General features: G+C 72.3%; 15 protein-coding genes. 6 read left to right on the top strand and 9 right to left on the bottom strand.

Annotated elements, in window-relative coordinates:
- The coding region (locus HNP84_RS43775) for a penicillin-binding transpeptidase domain-containing protein (RefSeq protein WP_281396476.1) at window positions 1-1,137 on the top strand (1,137 nt) is incomplete at its 5' end.
- A gap of 135 nt (window positions 1,138-1,272) precedes the next feature.
- On the opposite strand, the gene HNP84_RS43780 is transcribed toward HNP84_RS43775, so the two are convergent.
- Complete coding sequence (locus HNP84_RS43780; RefSeq protein WP_246519415.1) at window positions 1,273-3,564, bottom strand: M28 family peptidase; 2,292 nt, start codon at window positions 3,562-3,564, stop codon at window positions 1,273-1,275.
- 100 nt (window positions 3,565-3,664) lie between these two features.
- Window positions 3,665-4,138 carry an Lrp/AsnC family transcriptional regulator gene (locus HNP84_RS43785; RefSeq protein WP_185056018.1) on the bottom strand — a complete coding sequence of 158 codons (474 nt, stop codon included), beginning with the start codon at window positions 4,136-4,138 and terminating at the stop codon, window positions 3,665-3,667.
- A 127-nt stretch (window positions 4,139-4,265) separates the two neighbouring features.
- Here HNP84_RS43785 and HNP84_RS43790 point away from each other — a divergent pair, with 127 nt between their 5' ends.
- A complete protein-coding gene (locus tag HNP84_RS43790; RefSeq protein ID WP_221337533.1) occupies window positions 4,266-4,733 on the top strand; it encodes a DUF2000 domain-containing protein in 468 nt (155 codons plus the stop codon).
- Window positions 4,734-4,752: 19 nt separating this feature from the next.
- Here the strand turns inward: HNP84_RS43790 and HNP84_RS43795 are convergent, their stop codons facing one another.
- Entirely contained in the window at window positions 4,753-5,292 is a 540-nt protein-coding gene (locus HNP84_RS43795) for a GNAT family N-acetyltransferase (protein WP_246519423.1), read from the bottom strand.
- A gap of 301 nt (window positions 5,293-5,593) precedes the next feature.
- On the opposite strand from HNP84_RS43795, the gene HNP84_RS43800 reads away from it, so the two are divergent.
- The 3 genes from HNP84_RS43800 to HNP84_RS43810 are packed head-to-tail and all read left to right on the top strand — an operon-like array spanning window position 5,594 to window position 8,506.
- Window positions 5,594-6,595 (top strand): sugar ABC transporter substrate-binding protein, encoded by a 1,002-nt coding sequence (locus HNP84_RS43800; protein ID WP_185056019.1) that lies wholly within the window; start codon window positions 5,594-5,596, stop codon window positions 6,593-6,595.
- Window positions 6,596-6,605: 10 nt separating this feature from the next.
- Entirely contained in the window at window positions 6,606-7,652 is a 1,047-nt protein-coding gene (locus HNP84_RS43805) for an ABC transporter permease (protein ID WP_185056020.1), read from the top strand.
- Complete coding sequence (locus HNP84_RS43810) at window positions 7,649-8,506, top strand: ATP-binding cassette domain-containing protein (RefSeq protein WP_185056021.1); 858 nt, start codon at window positions 7,649-7,651, stop codon at window positions 8,504-8,506. The genes HNP84_RS43805 and HNP84_RS43810 overlap by 4 nt, the downstream gene beginning before the upstream one ends.
- On the opposite strand, the gene HNP84_RS43815 is transcribed toward HNP84_RS43810, so the two are convergent.
- Both HNP84_RS43815 and HNP84_RS43820 read right to left on the bottom strand, forming a co-directional pair.
- Window positions 8,507-8,854: a YciI family protein gene (locus tag HNP84_RS43815; protein WP_185056022.1), complete on the bottom strand. Its 348-nt coding sequence runs from the start codon at window positions 8,852-8,854 to the stop codon at window positions 8,507-8,509.
- A gap of 53 nt (window positions 8,855-8,907) precedes the next feature.
- Entirely contained in the window at window positions 8,908-9,750 is an 843-nt protein-coding gene (locus HNP84_RS43820; RefSeq protein ID WP_185056023.1) for a helix-turn-helix transcriptional regulator, read from the bottom strand.
- Between the two features lie 77 nt (window positions 9,751-9,827).
- Between HNP84_RS43820 and ilvD the strand changes: the two genes are divergently transcribed.
- Window positions 9,828-11,690: a dihydroxy-acid dehydratase gene (ilvD, locus tag HNP84_RS43825; RefSeq protein ID WP_185056024.1), complete on the top strand. Its 1,863-nt coding sequence runs from the start codon at window positions 9,828-9,830 to the stop codon at window positions 11,688-11,690.
- Window positions 11,691-11,760: 70 nt separating this feature from the next.
- Here the strand turns inward: ilvD and HNP84_RS43830 are convergent, their stop codons facing one another.
- The 4 genes from HNP84_RS43830 to HNP84_RS43845 form a co-directional block, all read right to left on the bottom strand.
- A complete protein-coding gene (locus HNP84_RS43830; protein WP_221337517.1) occupies window positions 11,761-12,279 on the bottom strand; it encodes a GNAT family N-acetyltransferase in 519 nt (172 codons plus the stop codon).
- A 187-nt stretch (window positions 12,280-12,466) separates the two neighbouring features.
- Window positions 12,467-13,312 carry a HoxN/HupN/NixA family nickel/cobalt transporter gene (locus HNP84_RS43835; RefSeq protein ID WP_185056026.1) on the bottom strand — a complete coding sequence of 282 codons (846 nt, stop codon included), beginning with the start codon at window positions 13,310-13,312 and terminating at the stop codon, window positions 12,467-12,469.
- A complete protein-coding gene (locus HNP84_RS43840) occupies window positions 13,309-13,950 on the bottom strand; it encodes a hypothetical protein (RefSeq protein ID WP_185056027.1) in 642 nt (213 codons plus the stop codon). Before HNP84_RS43840 ends, HNP84_RS43835 begins: the two co-directional genes overlap by 4 nt.
- 64 nt (window positions 13,951-14,014) lie before the next feature.
- Window positions 14,015-15,691, bottom strand: coding sequence for a purple acid phosphatase family protein (locus HNP84_RS43845; protein WP_185056028.1), 1,677 nt, complete (start codon window positions 15,689-15,691; stop codon window positions 14,015-14,017).
- Window positions 15,692-15,855 lie beyond the last annotated feature (164 nt).

The following is a 15,855-nucleotide window of genomic DNA, read 5'->3' on the forward strand; positions in this document are numbered from 1 at the left end:
TTGGTGGAGCCGGGGACGGGTGCGATCAAGGCGATGGCGGCCAGTCGTGAGTACGGTCGCAACAAGGCGCGCAACGAGATCTCCTACAACCTGGTCGCCGATGCGGCGCATGGGGGTGGGGTGGGGTTCCAGGCCGGCTCCACCTTCAAGACCTTCACCCTGCTCGCCGCCCTGGACAAGGGCATGAAGGTCAACGACGGCTTCAACGTGGGCGCCGGCTTCCGCGCCTCGGGCTACTCGGCCTTCAAGAACTGCAAGGGCGAGAACATCGGCGACCCCACCCACACCGTCACCAACGACGAGGGCTCGGGCGGCTGGAAGACGCTGCAGACCGGCACCTGGGGTTCGGTGAACACCTTCTTCATGGTGCTGGAGCAGCACGTCGGCCTGTGCGACACGGTGCAGATGGCCAAGTCGCTGGGCATCCACCGTTCCGACGGGCTGAAGCTGCAGGAGTACGAGACCTTCACCCTCGGCATCAACGAGATGGACCCGGTGACGGTCGCCAACGCCTACGCGGCCATCGCCGCGCGCGGCAAGTACTGCGCGCCGATGGCGATCACCGAGATCACCGACCGCTACGGCAAGGCCACCACCTACAAGCCCAAGTGCCGCCAGGCCCTCGACCCCGAGGTCGCCGACGCCGCCGCCGACATCCTGTCCGGCGTCTTCACCCAGGGCACCATGCGCAGCGTGGGCGGCATCGGCCGCGACGCGGCCGGCAAGACCGGCACCACCGACAGCCAGGCCACGGCCTGGTTCGCCGGCTTCACCCCCGACCTGGCCGGCGCGGTCAGCATCGGCGACCCCCGTGGTGCGCAGAACTACAAGCTGAACAACGTCACCATCGGCGGCAGGTACTACGCCTCGGTCTTCGGCGCCAGCATCCCCGGCCCGATCTGGAAGGACACCTTCCTGGCCGCGCTGAAGGGCACCGAGCCCAAGTCCTTCACCCCGATCAACACCGAGCGTTTCGGCGGCTGCGGCCAGAGCTGCCGGCCCACCCCGCCCCCATCGTCCGACGACGACGGCGACGCCACCGAGGACGACCAGGGCCCGCCGGAGGACCGCGGCAACGGCAACGGCAACGGCAACAACGGGAACGGCAACGGCCGAGGCCGCTTCGGCGACGACTGACGGTGAGGACGCGGAGCCTGGACCCACTCGGGCCAGGCTCCGCGGCGTGTTGCTCAGAAGGCGTGTCGGTTCAGAAGGCGCGCTGCTCAGAAGGCGCGCTGCTCAGAAGGCGCGCTGCTCAGAAGGCGTGTCCGCTCAGAAGGAGTAGGTGCGGGTCACCGCCATGAGCCCGCCGTCCTCCCTGGTCGAGGCCACCAGCTCCGGCGGTGCGGCGGTGAAGCCGGGCACCGTCCGCAGGCCGTCGGTCTCGGCGATGGCGGTGATGCGGACCTTTCCCGTCCCGGGCACGCGTAGCGTGATCTCGACGCCGGTCGCGGGCAGCCCGCGGAAGCGCACCTCGCCCGGCCAGGTGTTGACGCGCGTTCCCGTGACGGGGATGGTCACCGGGGTCAGCCCGGGGCCGGCCGCCGTGGCCCCGGTGATCGGGCGTTCGACGCGGAGCGTGATGGAGCGGGCGCCGCGTCCGGCGGTCACGCGCAGCCTGACGGTGTCGCCGTCGCGGCCTAGCAGCGTGAGGGCGGGAGCGGGAGCGTCGGCGGCGGGCGCCGGTCCCGTCCACAGCGGGCCGCGGGCGTAGCCGGGCGGGAGTCCGGTGGTGTCGCGGCCGGAGACGTAGCGCCTGGTCCAGGCGGGCGGGTCGGCGTCGCCGCTGACCCAGTGCGCCGTCTTCGCGTCGGCGTCCATCACGTACGCCAGGTGCGTACGCCCCGGGTCGGCCGCGTCGAAGCGGTCGGTGGCCAGCCCGCCGGCGACGAGCGCGATCGAGAGCACCGCCGCGGCGGCCGGGACGGCGAAGATCCGCCGCTCCGGCAGCACCGGCTCCGCGAAGGGCAGCAGCGTCAGCGCGAACAGCGCCACCAGCAGGGCGGCGGCCCCGCCCAGGGCCAGCCCCATGCCCTCGAAGACCGTCCTGGCCAGCGCGGGCAGCAGTATCGCCGACATGGACGCACCCGCGGTCAGCGCGATCATCCGCCCCCGCGGCAGCAGCACGGCGCCCAGCCCGCCGAGCGCGCACATCAGCGCGGGCAGGGTGACGACGAACGCCGCGCCCGGCGCGTACGCGGCGCACAACACGCCCAGCCCGGCGGGCCAGACGAGTGCGCCGACCGCCGGCGCGGCGGGCCCCACCGCGCGCCGCAGCGCCAGGTACCACACCAGCACCGACACCACGGCCGCCGCCACGACGGCCGCCCGGAACGGCTCGGGCCGGTGCAGCAGCCCGCCCATCACGTCGTACGCGGGCCGCACCCCGGCCATGAGTTGCCACTGCCCCTGGGCCAGCACCGCCGCCAGCGCCACCGGGACGACCGCGGACACCGCGCCCACGGCCAGTCGCGGGAGGCTGAGCAGCCGCCTGCGGCGGGCGGCCAGCGCCAGACCGGCGACCGCGGCCACGGCCAGCAGGGCGAGCGGCCACACCAGCCACTGCGGATAGGTCACCATGAGGCCAAAAATCCGGAAATAGGTGGCGTCGTGGTCGGCCTTCACCGTCGCCAGGTCCGCGTTCCCCAGGGCGCGGGCCAGCGCCAGCATCGTGGAGCCGTGATGCTGGAGGCTGCCCCGGTCGAGCAGCTCGATGGAGTCCTGAGCGGTGTGGTAGCGCGAGGAGTTCTCGATGTAGGCGAAGTTCATGCCGCGGAACCCGGCCTTGGTCAGCGGCGTGAAGTCGGTGTTGTTCGGCAGCAGCCGGTAGAACGCCCCCATGGAGGAGTCGCCGCGCGGGTGCGGCACCGCGCGGGCGAACGTCCGTATCAGCCCGGCGTTGCCCTCGGACGTCTCGAACAACAGCGACGGCCCGGCCACCCCCCGGGCCTCGAAGTTCAGCAGCACCCCGCCGGCCCGGCCCAGCGGGTGCTCCCTGACGAACGCCTCCGCGCCGAGCACGCCGTCCTCCTCGCCGTCGCTCATCAGCAGCACGAGGTCGTTGCGGAGGGCGGCGTTCCCGAGCGCCCGTACGGTCTCCAGCATCGCGGCCACGGCCGCGGCGTCGTCGGACGCGCCGGGCCCCATCGCCGCCGAGTCGTAGTGCGCCGCGATCAGCACCGTCCCGGTCGGATCGGTGCCGGGGCGCGTGGCCACCACATTGCGGACCTGCCCGAACGCCGCCAGACCGGTCGAGGGATCGGCCCCGATGGCCCGCTGCGTCTCCACCTCCAGCCCCGCCGCCCGCAACTGCCCGATCAGGTAGTTCCTGGCCCGCGTACCGGCCGGGCTCCCGATCGGCCGGGGCTCGGTGGCGAACCGCTCCAGGTGCCGCAGGGCGCGCTCGGCGCTGAACTCCCCGGCCGGGGCGGAGGCGGGGACCGGCTGCATGGTGCTGTCCGCCATCGCGGTCACCAGAACCATCGCGGCCAGCACGAACAGGGCCGCCATCGCCGCCATCGCGGCCGGAACCCGGCGCGGCGCCTCGATCAGTCTTCCCGTCATGGCGGGCAACGCTAGGCCCGCGCCCCCGCCCGCCGTAATGATGCGCATACCCCGATCGACCTGCGGTTCTCCACAGGTTCCCGTATTGAGCAGCGGCTGATCAGCGGCGGCGGGGCGGGGTGGGGAGGGGCGCGGGGGTGGGGGTGCGGATGTGGTCGTAGACCAGGGAGGTCCGCACGTCGGCGATGTTGCGGTGCCGGGCCACGTGGTCCAGCACGAAGTCGCGCAGGTACGCCGTGTCGGGCACGGCCACCTGGACGATGAAGTCGTCGCCGCCCGAGACGACGAACACGGCCACGGTCTCGGGCAGGGCGGAGACGTAGTCGCGGAAGCCCTCGACGGCCTCGCGGACCTTGGGGTGCAGGCGTACGTGGATCAGGGCCTGCACCGGGCGGCCGATCGCGGTGAGGTCCACCTCGGCGTGGAAGCCGACGATCACGCCCCGGGCGCGCAGCGACCGCACCCGCTCCAGGCAGGTGGACGCCGCGATGCCGAGCCGCTCGGCCAGCTCCTTGTTGGTCTGCCGGCCGTCGCGCGCCAGCTCGGCCAGGATCGCCGTATCAAGTTCGTCCATACGGACATGCTCCCACGATCCGCCGAATTATCTTCGGAATCCGTCCGCTCCGGTTGCGGTACGGCCGGGCGTTGCGCAACCTCCATGGAGGAAGTTCGGAGATGGACGGAGGACCGACGTGACTGTGATGACCCTGCCGGAGTGGCTGGACGGCCTGGACCCGCGCCCCGACGTGCCCACCCGGGAGCAGGGGGTGAAGTGGGTGATCGTGCTCGACCGCGACCTGCCGCGCGGCCTCCAGGTGAACGCCGCCGCCTGCCTGGCCGCCGCCGTGGGGCGGGCTGCCCCGGCGATCCTGGGCGAGCCCGGCCTGGACGCCGACGGCGGCGCGCACTCGGGGCTGCCCTGGACCGGCTGCACGGTGCTGGCCGCGCCCGCCGCGATCGTGCGGGCGATCCGGGCCGAGGCGGTCGCGGCGCCCGACCTGCTGGTGACCGACATGGCCGCCATCGCACAGCGGGCCGGGGTGTACCTGGACTACCTGGCCGAGCTGGGCCGCAGCCGCGGCGACGACCTCGACTACTACGCGATCGGCATCCTCGGCCCCCGTTCCGCCGTGGACCGGCTCACCGCCCGCCTTCCCCTGCTGAGGTAGGCCGGGGCATGCGGGGGGGCTAGGCCCACTTGTCGGCCTCCGGGGTCAGGTCGCTGGGCCACAGCCGGTAGACGTCGAGCCGCATGCCGTAGTACTTCTCGGTCTCGCCGACCCACTGCATGCCGAGCCGTTTGGCGGTGCCGGAGCCGCGCTCGTTGCGCACCCTGACGACGGCGACCAGCTCGCCGGCCCCGCGGGAGAACGCCCACTTGGCCAGCGCCCGGCCGGCCTCGGAGGCGTACCCGTGGCCCCAGTACTCCGGGGCGAGCTGCCAGCCGATCTCGATGTCCTCGTTGTCGGGTGGCAGGTAGCGCAGGGTGAGCCCGCCGATCACCCGTTGGTCCTCGTTGCGCACGATCGCCCACCGGCCCAGCGGGGGCGCCAGCTCCGGCGCGCTGCGGATCCAGGACTCCAGGACCTCGCGCATCTCCTGCTCGTCCTGGATCTGGGTCATGGCCGGGGACAGCCATCGCGTCACCTCCTGGGTGCCGTAGACGCGCAGGGCCTCCGGCGCGTCCTCGACGGTCCAGTCGCGTACGGTGAGGCGCTCGGTGCTCAGAACAGTCACGTTGTTCCCCTCGACGTTCCCCTTGGTGGGCCGGTTCCGGTGGTGGCTCGGGTGGGCGAGCATCATCCCGGCGCCGGGCGGACGCGCGGTGGCCGCAGGATGGAGAACGCGGCACCGTGCCACGAAATATTCCACTACGTCGGATTGATCCGAACACCCGGGTCCGCTGTCGGCGCGTGTGAGGGAGGGTGACCACACGACCTTATGTAGATATGTCAGAACAAATGCTTGACGCAAGATTTCCACGGGGCTACAACCGTGTTAACCGCCGCACCGGCGAAAGGACGGCCCCGTGACGGCAGACAAGAAGTTCCGCAAGCGGGCGCTGATCGCTCTCGCGCTCGCGTTTCCGCTGGTCCTTACCTCGTGCACGGCCGACGACGAGCCCGCGGCGAGCGCGCCCGCGGCCGCCTCCGGCGGGGGCGGGGACGGCTACGGCTACACCTTCGCCGCGGTCACCCACGGCGCGGCCGGTGACGCGTTCTGGAGCGTGGTGAAGTCCGGCGTGGAGAAGGCCGCGGCCGACCAGGGCGTACAGGTCGAGTACCAGAGCGACGGCGACCCGCAGAAGCAGGCCCAGCTCATCGACGCCGCCGTGAACCAGAAGGTGGACGGGCTGATCGTGTCCATGGCCAACCCCGACGCGCTGAAGGCGTCGGTGCAGAAGGCCGTCGCGGCGGGCATCCCGGTCATCACCATCAACTCCGGGCAGGACAGGTCGGCGGAGTTCGGCGCCATGGCCCATGTCGGCCAGGACGAGCAGGTCGCCGGCGAGGCGGCCGGGCAGCGGCTGCGCCAGGCGGGCGTGTCCAAACTGCTGTGCGTGATCCACGAGGCCGGCAACGTGGGCCTGGAGCAGCGCTGCTCGGCGGCCAAGGCCGGGCTCGGCGCCACCGCCGAGAACCTCCAGGTGGACAACAACAACCTCACCGGCGCCCAGTCCACCATCAAGGCCAAGCTGCAGCAGGACTCCTCGATCGACGGGGTGCTCACGCTCGGCGGCCAGATGGCCGGTGTCGCCGCGAACGCGATCAAGGAGTCGGGCTCCACGGCGCGGCTGGCCACCTTCGACCTCAACTCCGACGTCGCCAAGCTGGTCCAGGACGGCTCGGTCGCCTTCGCCGTGGACCAGCAGCCGTACACGCAGGGCTACCTGCCCGTCGTCATGCTCACGCTGTACAGGTCGAACCTGAACACGATCGGTGGCGGGCAGCCCGTGCTCACCGGGCCCAGCTTCGTCACCAAGGAGAACGCCGCGCAGATCCTGCAGCTCGCCGACAAGGGCACCCGGTAGGAGGAGGCTCATGACGACGGCGTCCACGGTCAAGGCGGCCGACGAGCGGGTGCGCTCGATCGGCCTGGTGCGCCGGCTGCTGCTGAAGCCGGAGCTCGGCGCGGTCATCGGCGCCGTGGTCATCTTCGTGTTCTTCTCGCTGCTCAGCGAGGTGTTCCGCTCGCCCAGCGGGGTGGCCAACTGGCTCGACCCGGCCGCCACGATCGGCATCATGGCGGTGCCGGTGGCGCTGCTGATGATCGGCGGCCACTTCGACCTGTCGGCGGGCGTCGCGATCGGCACCGCCGGGATCACCACCACCATCCTGACCACGCAGTACAACATGGTGCTGTGGGTCGCCATGGCGGTGTCGCTGCTGGTGTGCCTGGGCATCGGCTTTCTCAACGGCTACCTGGTCGTACGCACCGGCCTGCCCAGCTTCATCATCACGCTGAGCACCTTCCTCGGCCTCCAGGGGCTCAACGTCGGCGTGACCAAGCTGATCACCGACCAGGTGCAGGTCCAGGGCCTGGCCGACGAGCCGTTCTACGACGGCGCGCACGCGGTCTTCGCCGGCACGATCTCCATCGGCGGGCAGGACTTCCAGATCGCCATCCTGTGGTGGATCCTGATCACCGCCCTGGGGAGCTGGGTGCTGCTGCGCACCCGCTTCGGCAACTGGGTCTTCGCCATCGGCGGCGACCTCGGCGCCAGCCGCAACGTCGGCGTGCCCGCCGCCCGAACCACGATCACGCTGTTCATGGCGGTGTCGGCGGCGGCGTGGTTCGTCGGCAACACCCAGGCGATCCGGCTCGGCTCGATCCAGGCCGTGGCCGGCTTCGGCCAGGAGCTGATCTTCATCGTGGCCGCGGTGATCGGGGGCTGCCTGCTCACGGGCGGGTTCGGCTCGGTCATCGGCGCGTCCGTCGGCGCGCTGATCTTCGGCATGACCTCCCAGGGCATCGTGTACGCCGGATGGGACTCCGACTGGTTCAAGTTCTTCCTCGGCGCGATGCTGCTGCTCGCCGTGCTGGCCAACCGGTTCGTCCGCCGCTACGCCGAGGAGAGCGGGAAATGACGGCCACCCCGATGCTGGAGCTGCGCGGCGTACGCAAGACCTTCGGCAACGTGATCTCCCTCGACGGCGTCTCCACCAGCGTGCGCGCCGGCGAGGTCACCTGCGTGCTCGGCGACAACGGCGCGGGCAAGAGCACCCTGATCAAGATCCTGTCCGGGGTGCACCGGCCCGACGCCGGCGAGCTGCTGCTCGACGGCGCCCCCGTGACCTTCGCCGGCCCGCGCGACGCCCTGGACGCCGGCATCGCCACGGTCTACCAGGACCTCGCGATGATCCCGCTGATGGCGATCTGGCGGAACTTCTTCCTGGGCCGCGAGCCCACCAAGGGCCGCGGCCCCTTCCGCCGCTTCGACAGCAGGACGGCGCGCGCCGTCGCCCGCGAGCAACTGCTGCGCATGGGCATCGACATCCGCGACCCCGACCAGCCCGTGGGCACCCTGTCGGGCGGCGAGCGCCAGTCGGTGGCCATCGCCCGCGCCGTCTACTTCGGCGCCCGCCTGCTCATCCTGGACGAGCCCACCTCCGCCCTCGGCGTCAAGCAGGCCGGCATGGTGCTCAAGCACATCGTCCAGGCCCGCGACCGCGGCCTCGGCGTGGTGTTCATCACGCACAACCCGCACCACGCCTACCCGGTCGGCGACCGGTTCCTGCTGCTCAAGCGCGGCCGGAGCCTGGGCGACCACGCCAAGGCCGACATCACCCGGGAGGAGATGACCGCCCTGATGGCGGGCGGCGCCGAGCTGGAGGAGCTCGCGCACGAGCTGGAGCGCGACCCCGCGTCCCCCGCCGGCCGGGTGGCCGCCGACCTCACCGAGGAGGCGAGCGCCCTCGGCATCCACCCCGACGGCCGCTAGTCACATCTCCAGCCCGCCCGGGTGCATCAGCGGCCGGACCTCGACCCCGCACACCCGGGCCTGCGGGAGACGCGCGGCGATCTCCAGCGCCCGCTCCAGGCTGTCGCAGTCGATGAGCTCGTATCCCGCCAGGTGCTCCCCGCGGTCCCCGGCCACGCGGTACGCCCCCGCGCCCACCACCGCCGCGCCGTCGCGCACCCGTACGACGTGCGCCAGCTCGTCCCCGGCCAGCTCGTCCCCGCCCATCCACTCCCCGGACTCGGCCAGCTCCGCCCGAAGCCGCACGTGTTCCCGCGTCACCTCCTGCCGCGCGTCCGGCGAACTGTAGATCAGCAACATGAACCGCATGACGGACTCCCTTCGCCCCTGCCCTCACCAGAAGGTCGGAGCCGCCCGCCCGTTCACGACACCTCGCCGCCGAGCAGCCGCAACCGCTCCGCCGCGTCGGTGCCCGGCATCGGCGTGTAGACCACGAGATGCAGCCCCGGATGGTCCGAGGGGGCCAGCCGGTGGTGCTCCAGCCGCAGCTCCCCGGCCACCGGGTGCAGGAACACCCGCTCCCGCGAGGTGAACCCCTCGATGTCGTGGTTCTCCCACCCCTCGCGGAACGCCGGGCTGGCCGCCCGCAGCCGCTCGATCAGCGCGGTGAACCCGGGCTCGCCCAGCCGGGGCCCGGCCTCGGCCCGGAACTCCGCCAGGAACCGCCGGCTCGCCACCTGCCAGTCGGGCAGCAGCGCCCGCACGTACGGGTCGGTGAAGACCAGCCAGAGCAGGTTCCGGTCCACGGCCGGGACGCTCGCCACGTTCGGATACAGGCGGGCATAGGCGGCGTTCCACGCCGATATCCCCCAGTCGGGCGCGATGGCGTACGACGGGTACCCGGCCAGCGCGTCGAGCAGCCGCCGTACGTGCCCCGGCGCCTCCTGCGGTCCCGCGCCCGCCTCGCGCCGGGGCGCGGCGTACCCGGCCAGCGCCAAAACGTAGTCGTGCTCGGTCCCCGACAGGCGCAGCGCCCGCGCGATGGCGTCGAGCACCTGCCGCGACGGGTGGATCTCCCGGCCCTGCTCCAGCCAGGTGTACCAGGTGACGCTGACCCCCGAGAGCACCGCGACCTCCTCCCGCCGCAGCCCGACGCCCCGACGGCCCCGGCCCAGCGGCGGCAGCCCCACCTCCGCCCGCGTGATCTGCCCCCGCCTGGCCCGCAGGAAGTCGCCCAGCTCAGCGCGCCATGCCCCTTCGGTCATGGCCCCGATGCTAGTAGTGCGAGTACTAGAAGCAGCGCCGTCTTCGCCCCGGGGCGGTCAGCCGCCAGGGTGGGCACATGGGTGAACTGAGATCACGGGTCGTCACGCACGGGCGGAACATGGCGGGCGCGCGGGCGCTGCTGCGGGCGGCGGGAGTGGACGCGGCCGACTTCGGCAAGCCGATCGTGGCGGTGGCCAACAGCTTCACCGAGTTCGTCCCGGGCCACACGCACCTGCAGCCGGTGGGCCGGATCGTCTCGGCGGCGATCAGGGAGGCGGGCGGGATCCCGCGCGAGTTCAACACGATCGCGGTGGACGACGGGATCGCGATGGGCCACGAGGGGATGCTGTACTCGCTGCCCTCGCGCGACCTGATCGCCGACTCGGTGGAGTACATGGTCAACGCGCACCGCGCCGACGCGCTGGTGTGCGTGTCGAACTGCGACAAGATCACGCCGGGCATGCTCATGGCGGCGCTGCGGCTGAACATCCCCACGGTCTTCGTCTCCGGCGGGCCGATGGAGGGCGGGACCGCCGTCCTGTCCGACGGCACCGTACGGCCGGGGCTGCACCTGGTCTCGGCCATCGCCGACGCCGCCTCCGGGGCGGTCTCGGACGCCGACCTGGCCCGCATCGAGGAGGCCGCCTGTCCCACCTGCGGTTCGTGCGCCGGGATGTTCACCGCGAACTCGATGAACTGCCTCACCGAGGCGCTGGGCCTGGCGCTGCCCGGCAACGGCTCCACGCTGGCCACGCACACCGCCCGCCGCGACCTGTACGAGCGGGCCGGCCGCACCGTCGTGGAGCTGGCGCGGCGCCACTACGACCACGACGACGAGAGCGTGCTGCCCCGGGCCATCGCCTCCCGGGCGGCCTTCGACAACGCGATGGCCCTCGACCTGGCCATGGGCGGCTCGACCAACACGGTCCTGCACCTGCTGGCCGCCGCCCGGGAGGCCGAGCTGGACTACACGCTGCGCGACATCGAGCTGCGGTCGCGGGAGGTGCCGTGCCTGTGCAAGGTCGCGCCCAACGGGACGTACCTGATGGAGGACGTGCACCGGGCGGGCGGTGTCCCGGCGATCCTGGGCGAGCTGCACCGCGCGGGCCTGCTGCGCGAGGACGTGTACGCGGTGCACGCCGCCTCGCTGGCGGAGTGGCTGAAGACCTGGGACGTGCGCGGCGGCTCGCCCGCCCCGGAGGCCGTCGAGCTGTTCCACGCCGCCCCCGGCGGAGTCCGCTCCGCCACCGCGTTCTCCCAGTCCGCGCGCTGGCAGGAACTGGACCTGGACGCCGCGCGCGGCTGCGTCAGGGACGTCGCGCACGCCTACTCCGCCGACGGCGGCCTGGCCGTGCTGCGCGGCAACCTGGCCGAGGACGGCTGCGTGGTCAAGAGCGCGGGCGTGGACCCGGCCATGCACACCTTCACCGGCCCGGCCGTCGTGGTGGAGTCGCAGGAGGAGGCCGCCGAGGCGATCCTCGCCGGCCGGGTCACGCCCGGCGACGTCCTGGTGATCCGGTACGAGGGCCCGCGCGGAGGCCCCGGCATGCAGGAGATGCTGCACCCGACCGCGTTCCTCAAGGGGCGCGGCCTGGCGGACAGGTGCGCCCTGGTCACCGACGGCCGCTTCTCCGGAGGCAGCTCCGGCCTGTCGATCGGCCACGTCTCGCCGGAGGCCGCCGCGGGCGGCGTGATCGCGCTGGTCGAGGACGGCGATCCCGTCAGCATCGACATCCCCGGGCGTTCGGTCCGGCTGGACGTGCCGGACGACGTGCTGGCCGCGCGCCGGGCCCGGCTGGAGGCCGCCGGGGGCTACCGGCCCCGCGACCGCGCCCGCCCGGTCTCCGCCGCCCTGCGCGCCTATGCCGCCCTCGCCCTGTCGGCCGACAAGGGCGCGGTTCGCGACGTGGACCGGCTGGAGGAGGTCCTGCGCGGGTGAATGACGCGGGTGAATGACGCGGGTGATGACGCGTGCTATGGCGGCACGCCGTTCGCGTGGGGGTGCGCGTTCAGCGCAGCTCGCCTTCGAGCAGGCCCATCAGCACGAAGTCGTGCCACTTGCCGCCCCGGCGGAACGCCTCGCGGCGCACGCCCTCGCGGACGAAGCCCACCTTCTCGTACACCCTGATCGCGGCGGTGTTCTCCGCGACCACCCACAGCGAGATGCGATGCAGCCGCATCTCGTCGAACCCGTAGGAGCACAGGACCCGCAACGCGTCGGTCGCGTAGCCCCGGCCCCAGCAGGACCGGTCGCCGATGTACAGGCTGAGCTCAGCGTCCCCGGTCTCCGGCTCGGCGTCGAGGAGCGCGCCGACGCCGATCAGCTCGTCGGTCTCCAGCGCCACGATGCCCAGTTGCATGCGCTCGTAGGAGTTGCGCGGCCGGGAGGCTGCGCGCTGCTCGATGTGCATCAACGACAGCGGGTGGGTGCCGGTCATCCACCGCGTGACCTCGGCGTCGTTCAGCCAGTCGTAGATCAGCGGTGAATCCCAGGGTTCGATGGCTCGCAGCCGTACCAGATCTCCCATCAGCACAGCCGAAACTCCAATCGCGTGAATCCGCCCATCATGCCGCAACGCACACGCATTGGGTCGGGGAGCCCCCAAACTGGCCGGGTAGATCCTTGCGACTCTAAGTATGCGCGCTCGACCGGGGTTTCGGCGCCGAGAACCCGGTGATCCGCGTCTCACGGGCCGGCGGACGGGGCGGTACGCGTCACGGAGTCAGGGCGGCGACGGCGGAGGCCAGGTAGAGGCAGCCCCCGGCGGCCACGGCCACCCCGGCGGCGGCGGGCGTCCAGGAGGCCGCCGCGCGCAGGAACCGCAGGTCGTGCGTGCGGCGGCCGAGCGCCGCCGCCCCGCGTACGGTGACCACGCCCACGGCGGTCAGCGTGACCGCCATGCCGGTCCCGAACGCGAGCACCAGGATCACCGCGTCCACCGCCCGCCCGGTGAGCAGCCCGCTCACCAGCACGATGAACGCGGACGGCGAGGGCACGAGCCCTCCGGACAGCGCCAGCGCGACCAGCCCCCGCCGCGACCACGGATCGACCGCGTCCCCGTGCCCATGGCCGTGGCCGTGTCCATGCCCGTGCCCGTGCCCGTGGCCGTGTCCATGCCCATGCCCGTGGCCGTATCCATGCCCATGGCCGTGCCCGTGCTCATGCCCGTGCTCATGCCCGTGCCCGTGGGACCTGCGGTCCCGCAGGTGGCGGTACGTCAGGTGCGCGCCGACGGCGATCACGACGACCCCCGCGGCCACCTGGAGCCAGGCCGTGACCGTCTTGGTGCCGACGGCCGCGCCCGACAGGCCGACCCAGGCCAGGGCGAGCGCCAGCACCGACACGGTGTGCATCAGCGCCACGACCACGCCGAGGCGCAGCGCGTCCCGATAACGGCCGTGCGTGCCGATCAGGTACGCCGCCGTGATGCTCTTGCCGTGGCCCGGGGCCACCGCGTGCAGCGCGCCCACGCCCAATGCGACGGCCAGCACCAGCCAGAACGCGGCCGACCCGTCGAAGAGCGCGATCAGGTAGTTCTCCTGCTCGGTGGTGCCGTTCATCCGCGGGCACCCGCCGGACGCCGCCTGCGGTACAGCACGACGCCCGCCAGCGCGGCCAGCGCGCCGGCCAGGGCCGCGATGGGCGCGGCGAGCGGCACGCCGCCGCCCGGGGACGGGTGGAACCGCACCCGCTGGGTGTCCGCGGCGGCGGTGAGCATCGCCTTGTCCGGGGTGGCGGGCGTCTCGGCGGTGAGCACGGTCCGGTACGCCTCGTTGAGATCGGTCAGCGCGTCGATGCGGACCTCGACCTCGGTGACCGGCTCCGGGCACTCGAAGCCGAACCGGGCGCCCTCGGCGAGCAGGCGCTCCAGCGGGGCCAGCTCGGCCGCGCACGGCCGCCCGGCCTGGGTGACCGCGACGCGCGAGAGCAGGTACTCGCGCACCGCCGGGGAGCGGGCGAGCTTCTGCTCGCCGGTCAGTTGCGTGGACACCGCCCCCGACGAGGGGTCCTCGAAGGCGCCCAGCGACTGGCCGAGCGCCACCCAGTCGTCCTCGGCGGCCAGCCACGAGATGGTCACACGGGAGCCCTCGGCGCCGATCCTGGCCGTGGACGGGGGCCCGAAGGGGTGCGCCGCGGCGGCGGGGGCGAGGGCGAGCGCCAGGCCGAGGCAGGTGCGGATGAACAAGGGGAGGATCACGGGCCGGCTCCTGGTACGGGGACCGGGTGGCCCCGCCCGGCAAGGCGCGGCCACCCGGGGTGGATCACTTGGTGACGGTGATGACAGGGCTGGTGATCTTCTGGTTGACGCTCTCCAGGTAGATCACGTACTGGCCGCCCTTCCTGGCCGGGGCGGGGATGCGGACGGTCTTCTCCAGCCGGCCCAGCTCGTCGGCCTTCTCGTGGCCGATGAGCAGGCCGTCGCGGCCACCGCCGCGGCGCGCGTCGTCGCCGGACGCCTCGCGCAGGTGGATCGCGACCTTCTCGCCCGGGTCGTAGCCGTAGGCCGAGACCTTCAGCTCGCCGAACCGCGGCACCTCGGTCTTGTCCACGATCACCTGCTCGCCGACCGTGTTCTCCGGGGTGCGCAGCTCGTTGACGGTGCGCTCACCCTTGTCGTTCTTGCGGATCACGAAGCCGTCGTGGTGCTCGCCGTTGGCGTAGCGGGCCTCGAAGGTGATCGTGTCCTTGGTGACGTCGATGAGCTGGTAGAGCTGGGTGTTCTGGCTGGTGCTGCGCACCTCGGCGCCGTTGCCGGTCCAGTTCTCGCCGTTGTTGAGCGCGTACATCTTGCCGCCCGAGACCGACACGACGTACGCCACGCCGTTGTGCACGGTGGCCGTCTTGCGCGCCGCCACCTGGTTGCCGCGGCCGTAGGAGTGGTCGTGGCCCTGAAGCACCAGGTCCACGCCGTACTTCTCGAACAGCGGGGCCCACTGCGCGCGCACGTTGGGGTTGTTGCGCGAGCCGGTGGTGGAGTAGACGGGGTGGTGGAAGGTCACCACGGTCCACTTGTTCGGGTTGTTCTTGAGCAGGCCCTCCAGCCACGCGGTCTGGGCGGCCATCAGGGTGGCGTTGCTCTGGTGGTTGGAGTCCAGGCCGATGAACCGCACGCCCTGGTAGTCAAGGGTGTAGGCGGTCTGCTTGAGCTCGGCGTTGCCGGGGCCGTTGTCCGGGTACGGGAACTGCGGCCGCCAGAAGGTGGACAGGCCGCCGCTGTACTCGTGGTTGCCCGGGATCGAGATGTTGTTGATCTGGCCGTCGATGAAGCCGCCGGCCCGGAACCACTGACCCCACTGCTCCTCGCTGTTGGCGGAGTCGATGAGATCGCCCGCGTTGACGATGGCCTTGGCCTGGGGGCGGTCGGCGAACGCCTGGCGGAACACGCGCGGCACGGCGGAGTCGATGTAGTTCTGCGCGTCGCCGTAGTAGATGAAGGAGAACGGCTCGAAGCCGGCGGCGGCGGTGGTGAAGTCGGTCCAGGCGCTCCAGTTGGTGCCGTCGCCGACCCGGTAGGTGTAGCGGGTGTTCGGCTTCAGCCCGGTGAACTCCACGGTGTGGTACGTCGAGGCGTACCCGAGGGTGGTGTTCACCGGCGTGCTGGCGATGGCCTTGACGTTGGCGACGGCGCCGGCGGGCGGCGCGACCTGGCCCAGCGCGCGCGGCGCCTCCAGGATCTCGGCCTGGGCGGTGTCGGCGGTGGCCTCGGCGCGCCAGGTCACCCGCTGGCTGGTGGCCGGGGTGGTGGTGGGGATGAGGATGATGCGGTCGGGGATGGGGGAGGGCTTGTGCACCTCGGCGGCGGGGTACACCGGTGGCGCGGCCGCGCCCATCGCGGCCGGGCCGAACGCGAAGCCGCCGATCAGCAGCGCGCCGGCGCCGATCGCGGCGAGCTTCGCGTGCCGCGGCCTGATGGACCACGGCTTTCTGGGCTCATTCACTTTCGTGCTCACTCCATGAGAAGCGTCTCGTCCCTCCGCGAGCGCGGAGTGGACCGGCGAAATTCACCCAGGAAGCCCTGACGATCGCCTTTCCGGCGGCTGTCCGGCGCGTGAATTCATGATCGTCTATCTGGCGGCCACCGGCAGTTGGCCCGGTGTTCTCC

It is taken from the genome of Thermocatellispora tengchongensis, from assembly GCF_014202315.1.
In the GTDB taxonomy this organism is placed as follows: domain Bacteria; phylum Actinomycetota; class Actinomycetes; order Streptosporangiales; family Streptosporangiaceae; genus Thermocatellispora; species Thermocatellispora tengchongensis.

Coding starts and splice junctions, on each gene's coding strand:
- HNP84_RS43780 (WP_246519415.1), bottom strand. CDS start 3,564: ATGACGGGAAGACTGATCGAGGCGCCGCGCCGGGTTCCGGCCGCGATG.
- HNP84_RS43785 (WP_185056018.1), bottom strand. CDS start 4,138: ATGGACGAACTTGATACGGCGATCCTGGCCGAGCTGGCGCGCGACGGC.
- HNP84_RS43790 (WP_221337533.1), top strand. CDS start 4,266: ATGACCCTGCCGGAGTGGCTGGACGGCCTGGACCCGCGCCCCGACGTG.
- HNP84_RS43805 (WP_185056020.1), top strand. CDS start 6,606: ATGACGACGGCGTCCACGGTCAAGGCGGCCGACGAGCGGGTGCGCTCG.
- HNP84_RS43810 (WP_185056021.1), top strand. CDS start 7,649: ATGACGGCCACCCCGATGCTGGAGCTGCGCGGCGTACGCAAGACCTTC.
- HNP84_RS43815 (WP_185056022.1), bottom strand. CDS start 8,854: ATGCGGTTCATGTTGCTGATCTACAGTTCGCCGGACGCGCGGCAGGAG.
- HNP84_RS43820 (WP_185056023.1), bottom strand. CDS start 9,750: ATGACCGAAGGGGCATGGCGCGCTGAGCTGGGCGACTTCCTGCGGGCC.
- ilvD (WP_185056024.1), top strand. CDS start 9,828: ATGGGTGAACTGAGATCACGGGTCGTCACGCACGGGCGGAACATGGCG.
- HNP84_RS43830 (WP_221337517.1), bottom strand. CDS start 12,279: ATGGGAGATCTGGTACGGCTGCGAGCCATCGAACCCTGGGATTCACCG.
- HNP84_RS43835 (WP_185056026.1), bottom strand. CDS start 13,312: ATGAACGGCACCACCGAGCAGGAGAACTACCTGATCGCGCTCTTCGAC.